This window comes from Serratia sp. CY71090, assembly GCF_052166845.1.
In the GTDB taxonomy this organism is placed as follows: domain Bacteria; phylum Pseudomonadota; class Gammaproteobacteria; order Enterobacterales; family Enterobacteriaceae; genus Serratia; species Serratia nematodiphila.
In genome coordinates this window covers 161,783-178,728 of sequence record NZ_JBJNOA010000003.1, presented here as the reverse complement: position 1 = coordinate 178,728, position 16,946 = coordinate 161,783, and the positions used below count along the sequence as shown (strand labels likewise).

At 63.2% G+C, this 16,946-nt stretch carries 17 protein-coding genes; 11 read left to right on the top strand and 6 right to left on the bottom strand.

What is annotated here, in order from left to right:
- Positions 1-8: 8 nt before the first annotated feature.
- Together ACJ8OK_RS07165 and ACJ8OK_RS07160 are read right to left on the bottom strand one after the other, a co-directional pair.
- A complete protein-coding gene (locus ACJ8OK_RS07165) occupies positions 9-893 on the bottom strand; it encodes an oxidoreductase (protein ID WP_060558937.1) in 885 nt (294 codons plus the stop codon).
- An 81-nt stretch (positions 894-974) separates the two neighbouring features.
- On the bottom strand, positions 975-2,411 hold the full coding sequence (locus ACJ8OK_RS07160; protein WP_060558939.1) for an aminotransferase-like domain-containing protein: 1,437 nt from the start codon (positions 2,409-2,411) through the stop codon (positions 975-977).
- A gap of 180 nt (positions 2,412-2,591) precedes the next feature.
- Here ACJ8OK_RS07160 and ACJ8OK_RS07155 point away from each other — a divergent pair, with 180 nt between their 5' ends.
- The 3 genes from ACJ8OK_RS07155 to ACJ8OK_RS07145 all read left to right on the top strand — a co-directional run bounded on the left by ACJ8OK_RS07155 (position 2,592) and on the right by ACJ8OK_RS07145 (position 4,765).
- Entirely contained in the window at positions 2,592-2,774 is a 183-nt protein-coding gene (locus tag ACJ8OK_RS07155) for a DUF1127 domain-containing protein (protein WP_072010125.1), read from the top strand.
- A 9-nt stretch (positions 2,775-2,783) separates the two neighbouring features.
- Positions 2,784-3,407: a glutathione S-transferase family protein gene (locus tag ACJ8OK_RS07150; RefSeq protein ID WP_004939402.1), complete on the top strand. Its 624-nt coding sequence runs from the start codon at positions 2,784-2,786 to the stop codon at positions 3,405-3,407.
- A gap of 227 nt (positions 3,408-3,634) precedes the next feature.
- Entirely contained in the window at positions 3,635-4,765 is a 1,131-nt protein-coding gene (locus ACJ8OK_RS07145; protein ID WP_442530476.1) for a Gfo/Idh/MocA family protein, read from the top strand.
- Positions 4,766-4,867: 102 nt separating this feature from the next.
- On the opposite strand, the gene ACJ8OK_RS07140 is transcribed toward ACJ8OK_RS07145, so the two are convergent.
- Genes ACJ8OK_RS07140 through ACJ8OK_RS07130 form a run of 3 tightly spaced genes read right to left on the bottom strand, consistent with a single transcriptional unit; the run spans position 4,868 to position 7,999 of the window.
- Positions 4,868-6,739 carry an amidohydrolase gene (locus tag ACJ8OK_RS07140; protein ID WP_442530475.1) on the bottom strand — a complete coding sequence of 624 codons (1,872 nt, stop codon included), beginning with the start codon at positions 6,737-6,739 and terminating at the stop codon, positions 4,868-4,870.
- Positions 6,740-6,760: 21 nt separating this feature from the next.
- A complete protein-coding gene (locus tag ACJ8OK_RS07135) occupies positions 6,761-7,306 on the bottom strand; it encodes an antibiotic biosynthesis monooxygenase (protein WP_048322496.1) in 546 nt (181 codons plus the stop codon).
- A 48-nt stretch (positions 7,307-7,354) separates the two neighbouring features.
- Positions 7,355-7,999 (bottom strand): hydrolase, encoded by a 645-nt coding sequence (locus tag ACJ8OK_RS07130; protein WP_004939390.1) that lies wholly within the window; start codon positions 7,997-7,999, stop codon positions 7,355-7,357.
- 140 nt (positions 8,000-8,139) lie between these two features.
- Between ACJ8OK_RS07130 and ACJ8OK_RS07125 the strand changes: the two genes are divergently transcribed.
- The 8 genes from ACJ8OK_RS07125 to ACJ8OK_RS07090 all read left to right on the top strand — a co-directional run bounded on the left by ACJ8OK_RS07125 (position 8,140) and on the right by ACJ8OK_RS07090 (position 16,102).
- Complete coding sequence (locus ACJ8OK_RS07125; RefSeq protein ID WP_004939387.1) at positions 8,140-9,051, top strand: LysR substrate-binding domain-containing protein; 912 nt, start codon at positions 8,140-8,142, stop codon at positions 9,049-9,051.
- A gap of 43 nt (positions 9,052-9,094) precedes the next feature.
- Positions 9,095-9,457 carry a cell envelope integrity TolA C-terminal domain-containing protein gene (locus ACJ8OK_RS07120; protein ID WP_033633785.1) on the top strand — a complete coding sequence of 121 codons (363 nt, stop codon included), beginning with the start codon at positions 9,095-9,097 and terminating at the stop codon, positions 9,455-9,457.
- Between the two features lie 929 nt (positions 9,458-10,386).
- Complete coding sequence (locus ACJ8OK_RS07115; RefSeq protein WP_103085791.1) at positions 10,387-11,445, top strand: fatty acid desaturase; 1,059 nt, start codon at positions 10,387-10,389, stop codon at positions 11,443-11,445.
- Positions 11,446-11,458: 13 nt separating this feature from the next.
- Entirely contained in the window at positions 11,459-12,388 is a 930-nt protein-coding gene (osmF, locus tag ACJ8OK_RS07110) for a glycine betaine ABC transporter substrate-binding protein OsmF (protein ID WP_004939374.1), read from the top strand.
- A gap of 61 nt (positions 12,389-12,449) precedes the next feature.
- The gene (locus ACJ8OK_RS07105) at positions 12,450-13,610 is read left to right on the top strand and encodes an ABC transporter permease (protein WP_015377121.1); all 1,161 of its coding nucleotides are present in this window, start codon (positions 12,450-12,452) and stop codon (positions 13,608-13,610) included.
- Positions 13,607-14,542: an ABC transporter ATP-binding protein gene (locus ACJ8OK_RS07100; protein WP_016928556.1), complete on the top strand. Its 936-nt coding sequence runs from the start codon at positions 13,607-13,609 to the stop codon at positions 14,540-14,542. Before ACJ8OK_RS07105 ends, ACJ8OK_RS07100 begins: the two co-directional genes overlap by 4 nt.
- Positions 14,539-15,312 (top strand): ABC transporter permease, encoded by a 774-nt coding sequence (locus tag ACJ8OK_RS07095; RefSeq protein WP_044031664.1) that lies wholly within the window; start codon positions 14,539-14,541, stop codon positions 15,310-15,312. The genes ACJ8OK_RS07100 and ACJ8OK_RS07095 overlap by 4 nt, the downstream gene beginning before the upstream one ends.
- A 28-nt stretch (positions 15,313-15,340) precedes the next feature.
- Positions 15,341-16,102, top strand: a complete 762-nt coding sequence (locus ACJ8OK_RS07090) for a phosphate/phosphite/phosphonate ABC transporter substrate-binding protein (RefSeq protein WP_442530555.1) — start codon at positions 15,341-15,343, stop codon at positions 16,100-16,102.
- Between the two features lie 6 nt (positions 16,103-16,108).
- On the opposite strand, the gene ACJ8OK_RS07085 is transcribed toward ACJ8OK_RS07090, so the two are convergent.
- Positions 16,109-16,828: an SDR family oxidoreductase gene (locus ACJ8OK_RS07085; RefSeq protein ID WP_118892304.1), complete on the bottom strand. Its 720-nt coding sequence runs from the start codon at positions 16,826-16,828 to the stop codon at positions 16,109-16,111.
- Between the last annotated feature and the right edge of the window lie 118 nt (positions 16,829-16,946).

Genomic DNA, 16,946 nt, shown 5'->3' with positions numbered 1-16,946 from the left:
CGGGCTCCTTAGGATTTTCCCGTCACCACCGCCGCCATCGCGGCGTGATCCGGCGAGCTGTCGTCGTGGTCGGTGCTGAGACTGAGGGCGCGAAACGCGGCGTCCTCCGCCTGGCGTTCTGCCAACACCTGCGCCGCCATATGCACCGCGTCGCTGCCGAGCAGCAGGCGTAGCGGAGGGGCTTCCAGCGCCGCCAACTGCAGGATCGCCTGCGCCGCCTTGGCCGGATCGCCGGTTTGGCTGCCGTTATGCTGCTGCAGGAAGGCCAGCATCGGCCCCAGCGTCGGCTGATAGGCTTCGCCGATCGGCGCAATGGTCATTGAAGAACCGGCCCAGTCGGTGCGGAAGCCGCCGGGTTCGACCATCGTCACCTTGACGCCGAAGGGGGCCATCTCTTTGGCCAATGATTCGGAGAACCCTTCGACCGCCCACTTGGCGGTATGGTAGGCGCTGAGGCCGGCAATGCCGAGGCGAGCGCCGATGGTGGCGATCTGGATGATGTGGCCGCTGCCCTGCCGGCGTAATATCGGCAGCGCCGCGCGGGTGACGTTGAACACGCCGAAGAAGTTGGTTTCGAGCTGCGCGCGAAAATCGGCTTCATCGGCTTCCTCCACCGGCGCGATATTGCCGTAGCCGGCGTTGTTGACCAGCACGTCCAGCCGACCGAAGCGTTCAATCGCCGTGCGCACCGCGCGTTCGGCGGCGGCGGCGTCGGTGACGTCGAGCGCGACTGTGGCGACCCGATCGCCGTAGCGTTCCACCAGCGGCTGCAGCTGTTGCGGCTGACGGGCGGTGGCGACCAGACGGTGCCCGGCGGCCAACACCGCCTGCGCCAGCTGTTGGCCCAGGCCGCGGGAACTGCCGGTGATTAACCATACTTGTGACTGAGACATCATGACCTTCCTGATTGCGAGTGGGTGTGATGCCACTTTAGAGCGCCGGGCAGCGCAGCGATAATCCGATCGCGTCAAGATTTAATCCGATTGCGCCAAACTGTCGGCCGGCATCAGCCGCTGGATGGTGGCGCCGACCTTCTGCACTGCCATCTCGATCTCTGTCGTCAGCGTCGGCGCATAGTTGATGCGCAGGCAGTTGCGGTACTTGCCGGCGGCGGAAAAGATGCTGCCGACGGCGATTTGTACGCCTTGCTGTTCAAGATGGCGGTTCAGCCGCAGGGTGTCGAACGCCTCGTCCAGTTCGATCCACAGCATAAAACCGCCGCGCGGCCGGCTGACGCGGGTGCCGGCCGGGAAGTGTTTCAGGATAAGATCGGTCATGCGGTCGCGGTTCTGCTGGTAGCGGGCGCGCATGCGCCGCAGGTGCTGCAGGTAATGCCCGCCGCGGATAAATTCGGCGATCGCCAGCTGCGGCTGGGTGGCGGTGGCGCCGGAGCCGATGAACTTCATGTGCAGCACCCGTTCCAGGTAGCGGCCGGGCGCGATCCAGCCCACGCGCAGCCCCGGCGCCAGCGTTTTGGAAAACGAGCTGCACAGCAGCACGCGGCCGTCGTCGTCGAATGACTTGATGGTGCGCGGCCGCGGGTAGTGATAGGCGATGTCGCCGTAGACATCGTCTTCGATGATCGCCGCGTCGTGGCGCTGCGCCAGCGTCAGCAGCCGCTGTTTGTGGGCGTCGGGCATGATGTAGCCCAGCGGATTATTGCAGTTGGGCGTCAGCAGGATGGCCTTGACCGGCCACTGTTCCAGCGCCATCTCCAGCGCGGCCAGGCTGACGCCGGTGAGCGGATCGGTGGGGATTTCCAGCGCCTTGATGCCCAGCCCCTTCAGCGTCTGCATGGTGCCGTGGAAGCAGGGCGAATCGACCGCCACGATGTCGCCGGGTTGGCAAACGGCGCGCAGCCCGGCGGAGATTGCTTCCTGACAACCGGTGGTGATCAGCAGCTGATCGGGGCCGATTTGGCAGCCGGAGTCCAGCAGCAGACGGGCGACCTGTTCGCGCAGCGCGGCCACGCCCTGAATGCTGTCGTAATACAGACTGCGCAGGTCGCCGTGGCGGGCGGCGTTGCGCAGGGCGACGATCAGCGGTTTCATCGTCGGTTCGGCGATATCCGGCATGCCGCGCCCCAGCTGGATCAGGCCTTCGCGCGGCCGGCTGCGCACCAGTTCCAGCACCTGCTCCCATTGCGAAATGTCCACCGGCCGCTGCACCGGCGCCGTCATGGCGGGCAGCTCGGCCTGCGCGCGCTGCATATGCACGAAGTAGCCCGACTTCGGCCGCGCTTCCACCAGGCGCTGTTCCTCGAGCAACCGGTAGGCTTGCTGCACCGTGCTGATGCTGACGCCGTGCTCCTGGCTCAACGTGCGCACCGAAGGCAGGCGATGGCCGGCCGGATACAACCCTTGCTGAATGCGTTGGCTGAGAATGGCGGCCAGCGTGGCGTAGCGTGTCATACAGAGGCCTCTCATCGGTGGTCAGGATTAAAAAACCGGTACAGATACGTTCAAAATAAACCATTCAGCGGGTTTTTTGGCGCAGCTGTATGAAAAAAATAGCGCCAGCGTGAATCTGTATTGTTTTTTGCCTGGCGCGCATCATCACTACCAGGCGAAAACATCAGGGGGAATAATAAGATGGCTCTGTTTGATGGCATGACGATGTGGCGACGGGTAGGCTGGTCACGCTGGCGTTGGTATTTGTTGCGTCGCAGAACGCGCAGAGAGTTACTGCTGCTGAACGACAGGCAGCTGGCGGATATCGGCCTGACGCGGGCGGATGCCTGGCGGGAAGGGTATAAACCGTTCTGGAGAGAATAAGGAAAGTGAATGCTGAAATTATTGGGTAAAGCCTCATCGATCAACGTGCGCAAAGTGTTATGGACCTGTCAGGAGTTGGGGCTGACGCTGGAACGGGAGGACTGGGGCAGCGGTTATCGCTCCACGCAGGAGCCGGCGTTTTTGGCGCTCAATCCCAACGGCCTGGTGCCGGTGCTGATCGACGGCGAGCGGGTGCTGTGGGAGTCGAATACCATTTGCCGCTATCTGGCGGGGCGGGAGGGGCGGCAAGATCTGCTGCCGCAGGCACCCGGCGCGCGCGCGGCGGTGGAGATGTGGATGGACTGGCAGGCCACCGATCTGAACGGCGCCTGGCGCTACGTGTTTATGTCGCGGGTGCGTGGGCATGCGGATTATCAGGATGCCGCCAGCCTGGCAGCCGCCGAGCGCGAATGGAACCGGCTGATGGGCTTGTTGGACGCACATCTTGCGCAGCACGGCCCTTATGCCGCCGGCGCCGCCTTCACGCTGGCGGACGTGGTGCTGGGGCTGTCGCTGAACCGCTGGCTGATGACGCCGTTCGAGCGGCCGCATTATGCGGCGCTGGCGGCCTATCAGCAGCGCCTGTTGCAACGCCCTGGCTACGTGCAGCACGGTGCTAACGGTTTACCGTGATATGAAATAAACGGTTCATTTCATCTTGTCCGGATACGCCGGCCGTGTCCGGACTTTCCTCATTGCATCATCCCGTCAACGTTTCATGAACGGCATCACGAATATGAACTTTATTTTCCTGTGTGCTTGTTATTGAAATTTATATTCCATACAAACCCGTTATCAACCGGCGCGTTTCATTGAGCGACGCCTGGTTCTACGCAGAATTTTGGTCACGGGAGAAAATGATGAAACAGGTACGCGTTGGGTTAATCGGCACCGGTTATATCGGGCGTTGTCACGCTATCGCCTATGCGCAGGCCGCCACGGTCTTTCCTCTGAAAGGGGACCTGGTGCTGGAGATGCTGGCGGAAGTGACGCCCGAGCTGGCGGCGCAGCGCGCGGCCGAATTCGGCTTTGCGCGCTCGACCGGCGACTGGCGGCAGCTGGTCGCCGATCCGGCGATCGATGTGGTGGACATCTGCGCCCCCAACTTTTTGCATAAAGAGATGGCGCTGGCGGCGATCCGCCACGGCAAGCACGTGTATTCGGAAAAGCCGCTGGCGCTGGACGCCGCCGACGCGGCGGAGATGGTGCAGGCAGCGCGCGCCAAGGGGGTGAAAACGCTGGTCGGTTTTAACTACATGAAAAACCCCACCAGCCAACTGGCGCGCGAAATTATCGCCAACGGTGAAATCGGCGAGGTGGTGCATTTTTACGGCACCCACAATGAGGATTATCTGGCCGATCCGCGCACGCCGATCGACTGGCACTGCCGCCGCGCCAGCGCCGGGTTAGGCGCGCTCGGGGATCTGGCGGCGCACATCGTCAATATGGCGCACTACCTGGTGGGCGATATCGTGGCGGTTTCCGGCGATATGCAGACCGTGATCAAACAGCGCCCGGATCCGCAGGACCCGACGCGCCTGCACCCGGTGGAAAACGAAGATCAGGCCAGTGCGTTGCTGCGTTTCGCCGGCGGCGCGATGGGCACTATCGAAACGTCGCGCATTGCCTGCGGGCGCAAGATGGGGCTGACCTATGTGGTTACCGGCACCAAAGGCACGCTGAGTTATACCCAGGAACGGATGGCGGAGCTGAAGCTGTATCGGCACGATGAACCGGCGGAGCGGCAGGGGTTCAAGACGCTGCTGGTGGGGCCGAAGCACCCGGACTATGCGGCGTTTTGCATCAGCGCCGGGCACGGCATCGGCTTTAACGATCAGAAGACGGTGGAGATCCGCGATCTGGTCAACGGCATCGCCGCGGGCGATCGCATGTGGCCGGACTTTGAAGAGGGCTGGAAGGTGTCGTGCGTGCTGGACGCGATAGCCGCCTCCGCCGAACTGCGGCGCTGGCTGGAGATCAACCGCGATTGAAAATGAAATGGCGCTCTCCCGTGGATAGCGCCATTAATTTATTATGTTGCCATCTTAATAGCTTATTAAGTTAACTTTATAATAAGTTATTAGCTTGATAACTTAGAACGAGAAACACGAACAGCCGAACGCGCCCCAGAAGGCATTCTCGTCCGACACCGGGATGCTGGAGCGGCGCGCGATGTCATGCTGGTGTGCGTGCACGCCGCACGGACCGCAGCATTGATGCGCCTGGCTCACTACCCCGACGCGGGCCGCCGCCGACGGCGGTGCGGAGCGGTAATGGCCCGGCACCTGGGTGACCGGCGACCACTCCGGCAGCACCGGCAGCGGCGGCGGCGCCAGCGGCGAGAAGCTGCCGGCGGCGTAGACCACTTTGCCGTCCACCACCGTCATCACCGACTCGATGCCTTTGATCTGCTCTTCCGGCACGCTGAAGTAGTCCTGCGACAGCACCGCCAAATCCGCCAACTGGCCGACCTTGATCTGGCCTTTCTTGCCCTGCTCGGTGGAGAACCAGGCGCTGCCCTGCGTCCACAGCATCAGCGCCGTTTCGCGATCCAGCCGCGCGCTGTCGTCGTACATCGCCATGCCGCCGACGGTGCGGCCGGAAACCAGCCAGTACAGCGCCGTCCACGGGTTGTAGCTGGCGACGCGGGTGGCGTCGGTGCCCAGCCCGACCGGCAGCTCGGCCGCCAGCATTTTCGCCACCGGCGGCGTATGTTTGGCGGCTTCGATGCCGTAACGGTCGGCGAAATACTCCCCCTGGAACGCCATGCGGTGCTGGACTGCAATGCCGCCGCCCAGCGCCTTGACGCGCTCGATATTGCGCTCGGTAATGGTTTCGGCGTGGTCGAACAGCCAGTGCAGGCCGTTGAACGGAATATCGCGGTTCACCTTCTCGAACACGTCCAGCATGCGGCTGATGGATTCGTCATAGGTGGCGTGCAGGCGGAACGGCCAGCGGTGCTCGACCAGATGGCGCACCACTCGCTCCAGTTCGTCTTCGGTGCCCGGCGGCAGATCCGGGCGCGGCTGCAGGAAGTCTTCGAAGTCGGCGGCGGAAAACACCAGCATCTCGCCGGCGCCGTTGTGGCGATAGAAGTCGGTGCCCTGGCCCGGCTTGAGCATGTCGGTCCACAGCTCGAAGTCTTCCAGCTCCTGTTTAGGCCGCTGGGTGAACAGGTTATAGGCGATGCGGATGGTCAGCTGCTTTTTCTCGTGCAGCTCGGCGATCACCTGATAATCCTCCGGGTAGTTCTGGAAGCCGCCGCCGGCGTCGATGGCGCTGGTGAGACCGAGGCGGTTCAGCTCACGCATAAACTGGCGGGTGGAGTTGACCTGCTGCTCCAGCGGCAGCTTCGGCCCTTTCGCCAGCGTGGCGTACAGGATCATGGCGTTGGGTTTGGCGATCAGCATGCCGGTCGGGTTGCCGTTGGCGTCGCGCTGGATCTCGCCGCCCGGCGGGTTCGGCGTGTCTTTGGTGTATCCGACCACTTTCAACGCCGCACGGTTAAGCAGCGCGCGATCGTAGAGATGCAGAATAAATACCGGCGTGTCCGGCGCCGCCTGGTTGATTTCGTCCAGCGTCGGCATGCGGCGCTCGGCGAACTGGAATTCGGTCCAGCCGCCGACCACCCGCACCCATTGCGGGCTCGGGGTGCGCAGCGCCTGTTCTTTCAACATGCGCAGCGCGTCGGCCAGCGAGGGCACGCCTTCCCAGCGCAGCTCCAGGTTATAGTTCAGGCCACCGCGGATCAGGTGCAGGTGCGAGTCGTTCAGGCCCGGAATGGCGGTGTGGCCGTGCAGATCGATCACCTGGGTTTCCGGCCCGGCGTGCTGCATGACTTCGCTTTCGCTGCCGACCGCCAGAAACTTGCCGTCGCGGATGGCGACCGCTTGCGCGGTGGGGTGTTGGCGATCGATGGTGTGAAACTTGCCGTTGGTGATGATCAATGAAGCGTGGTGGTTCATAACATTCTCCCGGCGAACCGCCTAGCGGCGGGTCAGCCATTGATGAAAAACGCGAGTCACGATAGGCATCCACAGGTACACCACCAGGGCGACCACGGTGGCGTCATTGAGAAAATGGCCGAGCAGCGTGCCGTCCAGCTGCGGCAGCGCCAGCCCCCAAAACCAGGGCACCAGATTGGTGGATGGAAAGATCACCAGCAGGGTGATGATGAATTGCTTCCACTGGGGCGGCTGGCGCACGCTGGGGTTGGGCGGGGTAAACCAGAACTCTGCGCCGGGGCGGATCTCGATATGGTCGTTCTCCAGCAACAGCGGAGTGACTTCTTCGATGTATTGCTTGCGCTGCGGCGAGTTGAGCCAGCGGTAGAGATTGTCGAGATTGTCGAAGCGGACCAGCACCGTATAGGCCTGTTCGTCGCCGGAAGGGCGAATCACGTTGACGCCTAAATGGCCGGTGAAGCCCGCGGCGTCGGGCATGATGCGGTTCAGCCAGGCCTCATAGGCCTGTTCGTTCCCCGGCGCCAAACGGTGGGTGATCACCAGCGTGACATGCTGCGGATGGGCCATAAAACCGACTCCTGAAAATACCCCGGCGCGAGGCCGGGGCAAGGGGAATTATTTCACCGTGCGGGCCGGTGCGTGGTGCACCATGGTGTAAGCGTAGTCGACGCCCATGCCGTACGCGCCGCTGTGTTCGCGCACCAGCGCCATCACCGCGTCGTAGGTATCTTTGCGCGCCCAGTCGCGTTGGTACTCCAGCAGCACCTGCTGCCAGGTCACCGGTACGGCGCCGGCCTGCACCATGCGGTCGATCGAACGTTCGTGCGCATCGACGGAGGTGCCGCCGGAGGTGTCGGTCACCACATACACTTCATAGCCGGCTTCCAGCGCCATCAGCGCCGGGAAGGTCAGGCACACCTCGGTCCACAGCGCGGAGATCACCAGCTTTTTGCGGCCGGTGGCTTCCACGGCTTTAACGAAGGCCGCGTCTTCCCAGGAGTTCATTGAGGTGCGTTCAATCGGGGTGATTTCAGGGTGTACCGCCAGCAGTTCCGGCCAGATATAGCCGCTGAAGCTTTCGGTTTCGACCGAGGTGAAAAGGGTGGGAACGTTGAAAATCTTGCCTGCCTTCGCCAAACCAACAACGTTGTTTTTCAGTTGCTGACGATCAATATTAGCCACGCCGAAGGCCATTTGTGGTTGATGATCGATAAAAATCAGTGCGGAGTTGTCTTTATCAAGTAGTTGAAACTTGGACATAATTTACCTTCCCAGTGATATTTCGGTTGAACATCTGATGAGTGTAACGCCGATAAAACCCATGGTAGGCAGAGGGCGATTTCAAAGATACCGCAGAATTTTTGCCGACTTGTTGAGTTTTTTTATACACGGGAGAAAGCATGAGATTAAACCTGGAAGCGCTGCTGATTTTGGATGCGCTGGACCGGCACGGATCTTTCGCCGCCGCGGCCGCCGCACTGTTTAAAACCCCTTCGGCACTGAGCTATATGGTGCAAAAGCTGGAGAACGATCTCGACATCACCCTGCTCGATCGCTCCGGGCATCGGGCGAAGTTCACCGATACCGGCAAGCTGATGCTGGAAAAGGGGCGGGTGCTGCTGCGGGCGGCGCAGGATCTGGAGCAGCAGGCGCGCTATGTCGAAAACGGCTGGGAAAGCGAAATCACGCTCGGGATTGACGCCTCTTTCCCGTTTGCCCGCCTGTTGCCGCTGATCGACGAGTTCTATCGGCAGCATCACCATACCCGGCTGCGTTTCAGCCACGAAGTGCTGGCCGGCTCCTGGGAGTCGCTGGTCTACGGTTGCGCCGACATTATCATCGGCGCCATCTGCGAGCCGCCGTCACGGGTGGGCTATGCGTTCAGCAGGCTGGGGCAGCTGGATTACGTGTTCGCCGTCGCGCCGCAGCATCCGCTGGCGGCATTGCCGGAACCGTTGCCGAAGGACGAAATCCGTCAGCACCGGGCGGTGGTGGTGCGCGACACTTCGCGCGTCAACGCGCCGCAGAGCCTGAATCTGCTGGAAGAGCAGGATACGCTGACGGTCTTCGGTTTCGACGCCAAGCTGCAGGCGCAGCTGGCCGGGCTGGGCTGCGGCTATCTGCCGCGTTCTTTGGCGGAACCTTACCTGAACAGCGGCGAACTGGTGGCGAAACGCGTCGAATCGGAACGCTGCAGCGACATCGCCTATTTCGGTTGGCGGGAAAGCGCCAGCGGCCTGGCGGCCAAATGGTGGCGCGAACGGCTGCAGCGCTACGCGGACGACGGCGAGGCCTACCCGGCGGCGCAGTGAGGGCCGCCCGATAAGGATAAATCCCCCAATAAGGACATCGGGAATGAAAAAGACACTAAGCCTGTTGGCGTTGTTGTTGCTGAGCGGCTGCGGCGCCGGGCGCGAGGCCGGCATGCCGTTGCCGCAGGCCCCGGCACTGGCCGCAACGCAGCTCAGTTATCCGGAGCGGGTACATAACGCGGTGAGCCGTGAGCTGCGCTTGCCGGAACATGCGCACGGTCAGCGTTGCACCCTTGCTATCCGTTTGCAGCCGGACGGCAAGCTGGCGAGCAGCAAGATCGTAAGAGGCGATGCGCCCCTGTGCGCAGCGGCGAGCGCTGCGGTGCAGCGCGCGCAGTTTCCGCCGATGGCCAGCGCCACTGAATACGCGCTGTTCAACGCCGTGGTGCTCGATTTCGTTCCCTGAAGGGATATGACCGACGGGCCGTCTGCGCGGCCAATGCTTGTCAGTTAGCGTTTTTTTGAAGTACTCGTGACGTTTTCGGTCGATAAATGAGAGGTGCATCATGAGGCTCCTGCACCTCGACCGAGCCAGGGGCCGAAAGGCGCGGCCCCTGGCAACCCGCGCCTTTGCCCTATCAGACGGTTGGCTTTGCCAACGTTACTCAGCCCATCCCTGGGCCTCGCCCCTTCGGGGCCGCTGCAAGCAGCGTTCAAATCTGCTCCAGGCAGATTTGTCCTCGCTCCGCCATACCGCATTGAGGCCGGTTGCGACAGGCGTCCCTGCCTGTCTCACCTGAAACCGCCGTCCATGGCGGTTTCGCCTAATGCGCTATGCCTGCGTTCGGCGTCTTCAAGGGCGTCCAATACCGTGCTCATCTCCGATTCGTCTTCTTTGCGATATATGGGTTGCCCGGTAGCTGCCAGCTCGGGTGTTGACCTTTGGCGCGCATCACCGGCTGCCGAGCAAGACAGCGTTGTCAGGGGCAACCGGCCAGGGAAGGCCGGTAGAGGCGAGACTAACAGGGACGTTTGTCGTAGCCGACCCGCCCGACAATGCAGACGCGGCGAGGGCATCCGCACAGCGGACAGACGGTGTTAAGCGAAGGCGCGGGTGGAGGGGCCGCGCCTTCGGCCCCTCCAATTGCCGTTCATTGTAGTAACACAGAAATGCGGAACATTTACGGCAATTCAGGCTACACAAAACACACAAAGATGGGATAAAAAATGCCAGTCAGGTTTAACTGACTGATATTACCGCCTGCGCGGCCCGTTTTTTCGCTTTGCCGAGTACGCAACCCGCTGAATTTTCACTTAGCTTTGCCATTTTCGTTATTTTGAACGTCACTGCGGCTCACCGATACTGGGGGAAAATCCCCAACCGCGAGCCGCAGCATGTCCCACGCCCACTATTTGCACCCTGAACAACGCGACCGCATCCGGCGGCTTCATCGGCGCTGGCACTGGCGGCTGGAGTTGCCTACCTGGGGGATCATGGCGGCAGTGTACGGCGGCTGGTTCGGCGTGGCGCATTATTGGCAGGCGCTGGGCCCGTGGCTTGGCGCGCCGCTGCTGATCCTGCTGACCACCGGGTATATGTCGCTGCAACACGAGCTGATCCACGGCCATCCGACGCGCTGGCCGCGCGTCAATCAGCTGTTCGGCCTGTTGCCGCTGGCGGTGTGGTATCCCTATGGGCTGTATCGGGATTCGCATCTGCGCCACCACCGCAACGACCACCTGACCGATCCGCATGAAGATCCCGAAAGTTACTACTTCAGCGCCGCGCAGTGGCGGCGTTATCCCCGCCTGCTGCCGTTATTGGCCGCGGTGCGCAATACGCTGATCGGCCGGGTGCTCCTCGGCCCGGCGCTGGATATCGTCACCACGCTGTTCGGCGCAGTGAAGATGCTTGCAGCGGGCGATCTGCGCGCCTGGGCGATGTGGCTGGCGCATCTGTCGCTGTTGGCGGCGCTGCTGCACTGGCTGCAGATGCAGGGCATCGGCGCGGCGTTTTACCTGTTGGCCATCAGCTACCCGGCGCTGGCGCTGACCAAGGTAAGATCGTTTTTTGAGCATCGCGCCGTGGACGCACCGCAGGCACGTTCTATTATTAATGAGGCGGGCTGGCCGTGGCGGCTGCTGTTTCTCAATCTGAACTACCATTTAGTGCATCACGATTTGCCCGGCCTGCCCTGGTATGGCCTGCGCGAAGTCTATCTGGCGGAACGCGAGGCGTATCAGCGCCGCAGCCAGGGATTCGTCGCGCAGGGTTATGGCGAGTGGCTGCGCGATTACGCACTGACGCCGATCGACGTCGGCGTGCATCCGCTGAGCGCCGGCGAACGGCGGGAGGAACGCGATGTCCTGCCGAAGAAAAAACTTATTGCGCGCTGGAAGCGCGTTTCTCAGGATTTTCCAACCGAACTGGCCCATGAGCCGGAAAACATATAACCAGAGGAAAAGTATGGCAATCACCTTATCACGCGGACGTTCCTTTGCCGTCGCGCTGGCTCTGCTGGCAGTCGGCGGTCTGGCACAGGCGGCCGACTCGGTGCGCGTCGGCTCCAAGATCGATACCGAAGGTTCGCTGCTCGGCAACATCATCGTGCAGGTGCTGGAAGCCAACGGCATCAAAACCACCAACAAGCTGCAGCTCGGCACCACCAAGGTGCTGCGCGGCGCCATCACTTCCGGCGAGATCGACATCTACCCGGAATACACCGGCAACGGCGCGTTTTTCTTCTCCGATGAGAAAGATCCGGCGTGGAAGAACGCCCAGGCCGGCTTCGAGAAGGTGAAGCAGCTCGACTACGACAAAAACAAAATCGTCTGGCTCGATGCGGCGCCGGCCAACAACACCTGGACCATCGCCATTCGTCAGGACGTGGCGGACGCCAACCATCTCAAAACGTTGGCGGATCTCGGCAAGTGGATCAACGGCGGCGGCAAGTTCAAGCTGGCGGCCTCGGCGGAATTTATCGAGCGGCCGGATGCGCTGCCGGCGTTCCAGAATGCCTACGGCTTCAAACTGAATCAGGATCAGCTGCTGTCCCTGGCCGGCGGCGATACGGCGGTGACCATCAAGGCGGCGGCGGAGCAGACCTCCGGCGTCAACGCGGCGATGGCCTACGGCACCGATGGCCCGGTGGCGGCGCTGGGGCTGCAGACGCTGGCGGATCCGAAAGGCGTACAGCCGATCTACGCGCCGGCGCCGATCGTGCGTGAAGCGGCGCTGAAGGCGCACGCCAATCTGCCTGAGCTGCTGAAGCCGGTGTTCGCCTCGCTGGACGGGCCGACGCTGCAAAAACTCAACGCGCAGATCGCTGTGGAAGGCCAGGACGCCAAACAGGTGGCGGCCGCTTACCTGAAAGAGAAAGGGTTTGTTAAGGGATAATGCCGAGGTGCCCCCTTTGCCGTCGGGAGAGGGGGTAAACCGAGGGAGCCGGAGCGTTTCTTTGACTATCGCCGTAAAACATCGCGTCTTGTTGACGCTGTTCATGCTGTTGCTGCTGGCCGCGTTCGGCTTGCCGTTCCTCAGTTATGCCCCCAATCGCCTGTTGTCGGGCAAAAGCCTCTCCTTGTTCTCCCTGCTGCACGGCCCGGCGCTGTGGCTGCTGTTGCCGCTGGCGGCATTGGCGATCCTCAGCCTGTTGCCGCCGACGCGGGGGCGGGCGCTGCTGGCGGCGCTGGCCGCCTGCGGGGTGCTGACGCTGGCGTTCTGGATCAGCGGGCAGGCCGCCGGGCGTCTGGCGCAGGAGGGATCGCGCCTAGCGCGCACCTCCTGGGGCAGCGGCTGCTGGTTGACCATGGCGCTGAGCCTGCTGATCGCCGCCGACGCCATGGCGCGTCTCACCGCGTCGCACCTGCGGCGGATGCTCGGCAACGCGCTGGTGCTGGTGCCGCCGGCGCTGCTGCTGTTCGGCCATCAGCTCGATCAGCTGTCGCTGCTGAAGGAGTACCATAATCGGCAGGAGGTGTTTGACGCCGCGTTGCTGCAGCACCTGACCATTCTGCTGGCGACGATGGCGCCGGCGCTGGCGATCGGTGTGCCGCTCGGGGTGCTGTGTTTTCGTTCCGAGCGCTGGCAGCGGCCGATCTTCTCCGTGTTGAACATTATCCAGACCGTGCCGTCGATCGCGCTGTTCGGCCTGCTGATCGCGCCGCTGGCGGGGTTGGCGGTGGCGGTGCCCTGGCTGGCGGAACACGGCGTCAGCGGTATCGGCATGGCGCCGGCGATCGTGGCGCTGGTGCTGTACGCGCTGTTGCCGCTGGTGCGCAGCGTGGTGGCGGGGCTGCAAAGCGTGCCGGCCGGCGTGATTGAGTCCGCCACCGGCATGGGGTTGACGCGCGGGCAGATCTTCCTGCGCGTGCAGCTGCCGTTGGCGCTGCCGCTGTTCCTGACCGGCGTGCGCATTCTGGCGGTGCAGACCGTCGGCATGGCGGTGGTGGCGGCGCTGATCGGCGCCGGCGGTTTTGGCGCCATCGTATTTCAGGGGCTGCTCAGCAGCGCGCTGGATCTGGTTTTGCTGGGGGTGATCCCGGTGGTCATGATGGCGGTCATCGTCGATTCGCTGTTTAAATTTTGGGTTTCAATCCTGGACGTATCGCGCCGATGATTCACTTTGAGCAAGTCAGCAAAATTTTTCAGGGCAAGCCGGCGGTCGACGATCTCACGCTGCACATCGCCGAGGGCGAATTCACCGTGTTGATCGGCACCTCGGGTTCCGGTAAGTCCACGACGTTAAAAATGATCAATCGCCTGATCGAACACGATCGGGGCAAGATTCTCTTTGCCGGCGAAGAGATCCAGTCGTTCAAACCGCAGGATCTGCGGCGGCGCATGGGCTATGCGATCCAATCGATCGGCCTGTTTCCGCACTGGACGGTTGAAGAGAACATCGCCACCGTGCCGCAGCTGCTGAAATGGCCGCGCGCGCGCATTCGCGATCGGGTGACCGAACTGTTGGAGCTGCTGCATTTGGAGCCGGATCTGTTTCGCCGCCGCTATCCGCACCAGCTGTCCGGCGGGCAGCAGCAGCGGGTGGGGGTGGCGCGCGCATTGGCTGCCGATCCCGAGGTGTTGCTGATGGACGAACCGTTCGGCGCGCTGGATCCGGTCACCCGTGCGGCGCTGCAGGCGGAGATCGCGCGCATCCATCAGCTCTCCGGCCGCACTATCGTGCTGGTGACGCACGACATCGACGAAGCGCTGGGCCTGGCGGATCGTCTGGTGCTGCTCGATCAGGGGCGGGTGGTGCAACAGGGCACGCCGCTGACGCTGTTGACCGCCCCGGCCAACGATTTCGTGCGTGATTTCTTCGGGCGCAGCGATCGCGGCATCAAGCTGCTGTCGCTGGGGACGGTGGCGGAGCGGGTGCGACCCGGTGTCGCCGGGGGCGAGCCGATCGCCGCCGCCATGAGCCTGCGCGAGGCGCTGTCGGTGTTTGTGGCGCGCGGCAGCGACTGTCTGCCGGTGGTGGATGAACGGGGCGAAGCGTTGGGGGTGTTGCACTTCAACGATCTGATCGCCGGGCAGGCGCTGTCATGAGCGGGCGCATCGGGCGCCTGCTGCGCGATCCTTTGCCCTGGACGCTGGCGCTGCTGTTGGCGCTGGTGTTCGGCATGGATCATCTGCGCGGCCTGTTCGCCGCCTGGTTCCCCGATCTGGAGCGGCCCATTTACCAGCAGGACAGCTTTATCGCGCTGGTGGGGGCGCACCTGTCGCTGGTGGCGATCTCCAGCCTGATCGCGGTGGCTCTCGGCGTGGCGGCAGGCGTGGCCGTGACCCGACGCAGCGGCCGGGAGTTTCGTTCGCTGGTGGAAACGGTGGTGGCGGTGGGGCAGACCTTCCCGCCGGTGGCGGTGCTGGCGGTAGCGGTGCCGGTGATGGGCTTCAGCGAACAGCCGGCGATCATTGCGCTGGTATTGTACGGCCTGCTGCCGATCCTGCAGGGCACGCTGGCGGGCATTGAATCGGTGCCGCCCGCCACGCGCGAGATCGCCCGCGGCGTGGGGATGAGCGCCTGGCAAATTCTGTGGCGGGTTGAACTGCCGCTGGCGGCGCCGGTGATCGTCGCCGGGATCCGCACCTCGGTGATCATCAACATCGGCACGGCGGCCATCGCTTCCACCGTCGGCACCAAGACGCTCGGCTCGCCGATCATTATCGGCCTGAGCGGGTTTAACACCGCCTATGTGATCCAGGGCGCGGCGGTTGTGGCGTTGTTGGCTATTATCACCGATATGCTGTTCGAACGTTGGGTGCGTTATCTCACCGCCTGGCGTCAGCAGACGCTGGCGCCCACTTCGGCGGGGTAAGGGGGAAATGATGCAGGTGTCTCTACCGATGTACGGCGTTGGCCGGGAGCAGGCCGAATCCTTCTGGCAGGTATTGCGCGACAAGCTGCTGCGGCTGGGGTTGCCGGCGGTGCCGGAACGGCTTAGCTGGCCGGACGATCTGGCGCAGCACTGGCGACGCGAGGATCTCTTGCTCAGCCAAACCTGCGGTTATCCGTTGGTCAGCAGCCTGCCGCAGGTACAGTTGATCGGCACCTATCATTATCGGGTGGAAGGGTGCGACGGGCCGAATTACCGCAGCTGGCTGGTGGTGCGCGCGGACGACCCTGGCGAGCGGCTGGCGGATTTTCGCGGCCGAACGGCGGCGTATAACAGCACCGATTCCCAGTCCGGCTACAACGGCCTGCGCGCGCTGATCGCGCCGCTGGCGCAGGACGGGAAATTCTTCGGTGCGGCTATCGCCTCCGGCGCGCATTATCAGTCGTTGCAGCTGATCCGCAGCGGGCAGGCGGATATCGCCGCCATCGATTCGATCAGCATGGAACTGCTGCGCCGCGCGCAACCGCAGGCACTGGAGGGGCTGAAAATCATCGGCCGCACGGCGGCGGTGCCGGGTTTGCCGCTGATCACCGCCGCGGGCACGCCGCCGGAGCAGCTGGAAATTCTGCGCGCCGGCGCCCGAGCGATGCTGGATGAGGCGGTCAGCGACCGCCTGCTGATCGGCGATTTCAGCCTGGTGCCGCGTTCGGCCTACCAGATTATCACCGTGCTGGAACAGCAGGCTGCCGCGCAGGGCGTGACGGCGCTCTAGCCGCCGTTACAGCAGGCCGCCGCCGTCGATGTCGATCACGCTGCCGGTGACGAAGCCATTCTCCATCGCCAGCAGATAACCCGCCGCGACGTCGGCCGCCTGCCCGACCCTGCCGACCGGCAGGCTGACGCCAACCCGTTCGAACAGCGCCTGACGCTGTGCGGCGCTCATGCCGTCGTAGGCTTCGGTGGCGGTGATGCCGGGGCTGACCACGTTTACCCGCCGCGGCGCCAGTTCCTTCGCCAGCTGTTTGCCGACCGCTTCCAGCGCGGCGTTGATGCCGGTTTTGATCAACTGACCGCCGAGGTATTTGCGCGACAGCTGGCCGGAGGTCAGGGTGATCGAGCCCTGCGGCGCCAGCGTCGGCAGCGCCGCCTGCACCGCGCGCAAACTTCCCCAGAATTTGACGTTGAAGTCGGCCTGCGCCTGTTCAAGGGCGGTCTCCGCCAGCGGCTTCGCCTGCACCAACGGCCCGGCGGTGATAACCAAATGGTCGAAAGCGCCGACGGCGGCGAACAGCGCGCGTAGCGACGCGTCATCGGTCAGATCGGCCTGCATCAGGCGCAGCGCGTCGTTCTTCTCCCCGGCGTGAGGGAGACGACGCGAAGCCAGCACCACTTCAGCGCCACGCGCCGCCGCCGCGTAGGCCACCGCGGCGCCAATGCCGCTGGTGCCGCCCAGGATCACCAGCTTTTGTCGTTTCAGGGGGGAGTCGGGAATCGTCATGTTAAGGCCTCTTTTTAGGTAAGTTTCAACGGGATCTATCTTTCCTGATTGAAAATGAGGAAAAAAGCCCGCCTAATAGCAAACACTTGTAAATTAATATTAATAATTGATTGGGCTA

Bases quoted from the DNA above. Each gene is read 5' to 3' on its own strand.
- ACJ8OK_RS07150 (WP_004939402.1), top strand. From the start codon at position 2,784: ATGCTGAAATTATTGGGTAAAGCCTCATCGATCAACGTGCGCAAAGTG.
- ACJ8OK_RS07160 (WP_060558939.1), bottom strand. From the start codon at position 2,411: ATGACACGCTACGCCACGCTGGCCGCCATTCTCAGCCAACGCATTCAG.
- ACJ8OK_RS07090 (WP_442530555.1), top strand. From the start codon at position 15,341: ATGTACGGCGTTGGCCGGGAGCAGGCCGAATCCTTCTGGCAGGTATTG.
- ACJ8OK_RS07115 (WP_103085791.1), top strand. From the start codon at position 10,387: ATGTCCCACGCCCACTATTTGCACCCTGAACAACGCGACCGCATCCGG.
- osmF (WP_004939374.1), top strand. From the start codon at position 11,459: ATGGCAATCACCTTATCACGCGGACGTTCCTTTGCCGTCGCGCTGGCT.
- ACJ8OK_RS07135 (WP_048322496.1), bottom strand. From the start codon at position 7,306: ATGGCCCATCCGCAGCATGTCACGCTGGTGATCACCCACCGTTTGGCG.
- ACJ8OK_RS07155 (WP_072010125.1), top strand. From the start codon at position 2,592: ATGGCTCTGTTTGATGGCATGACGATGTGGCGACGGGTAGGCTGGTCA.
- ACJ8OK_RS07100 (WP_016928556.1), top strand. From the start codon at position 13,607: ATGATTCACTTTGAGCAAGTCAGCAAAATTTTTCAGGGCAAGCCGGCG.
- ACJ8OK_RS07165 (WP_060558937.1), bottom strand. From the start codon at position 893: ATGTCTCAGTCACAAGTATGGTTAATCACCGGCAGTTCCCGCGGCCTG.
- ACJ8OK_RS07145 (WP_442530476.1), top strand. From the start codon at position 3,635: ATGAAACAGGTACGCGTTGGGTTAATCGGCACCGGTTATATCGGGCGT.
- ACJ8OK_RS07140 (WP_442530475.1), bottom strand. From the start codon at position 6,739: ATGAACCACCACGCTTCATTGATCATCACCAACGGCAAGTTTCACACC.
- ACJ8OK_RS07125 (WP_004939387.1), top strand. From the start codon at position 8,140: ATGAGATTAAACCTGGAAGCGCTGCTGATTTTGGATGCGCTGGACCGG.
- ACJ8OK_RS07095 (WP_044031664.1), top strand. From the start codon at position 14,539: ATGAGCGGGCGCATCGGGCGCCTGCTGCGCGATCCTTTGCCCTGGACG.
- ACJ8OK_RS07120 (WP_033633785.1), top strand. From the start codon at position 9,095: ATGAAAAAGACACTAAGCCTGTTGGCGTTGTTGTTGCTGAGCGGCTGC.
- ACJ8OK_RS07085 (WP_118892304.1), bottom strand. From the start codon at position 16,828: ATGACGATTCCCGACTCCCCCCTGAAACGACAAAAGCTGGTGATCCTG.
- ACJ8OK_RS07130 (WP_004939390.1), bottom strand. From the start codon at position 7,999: ATGTCCAAGTTTCAACTACTTGATAAAGACAACTCCGCACTGATTTTT.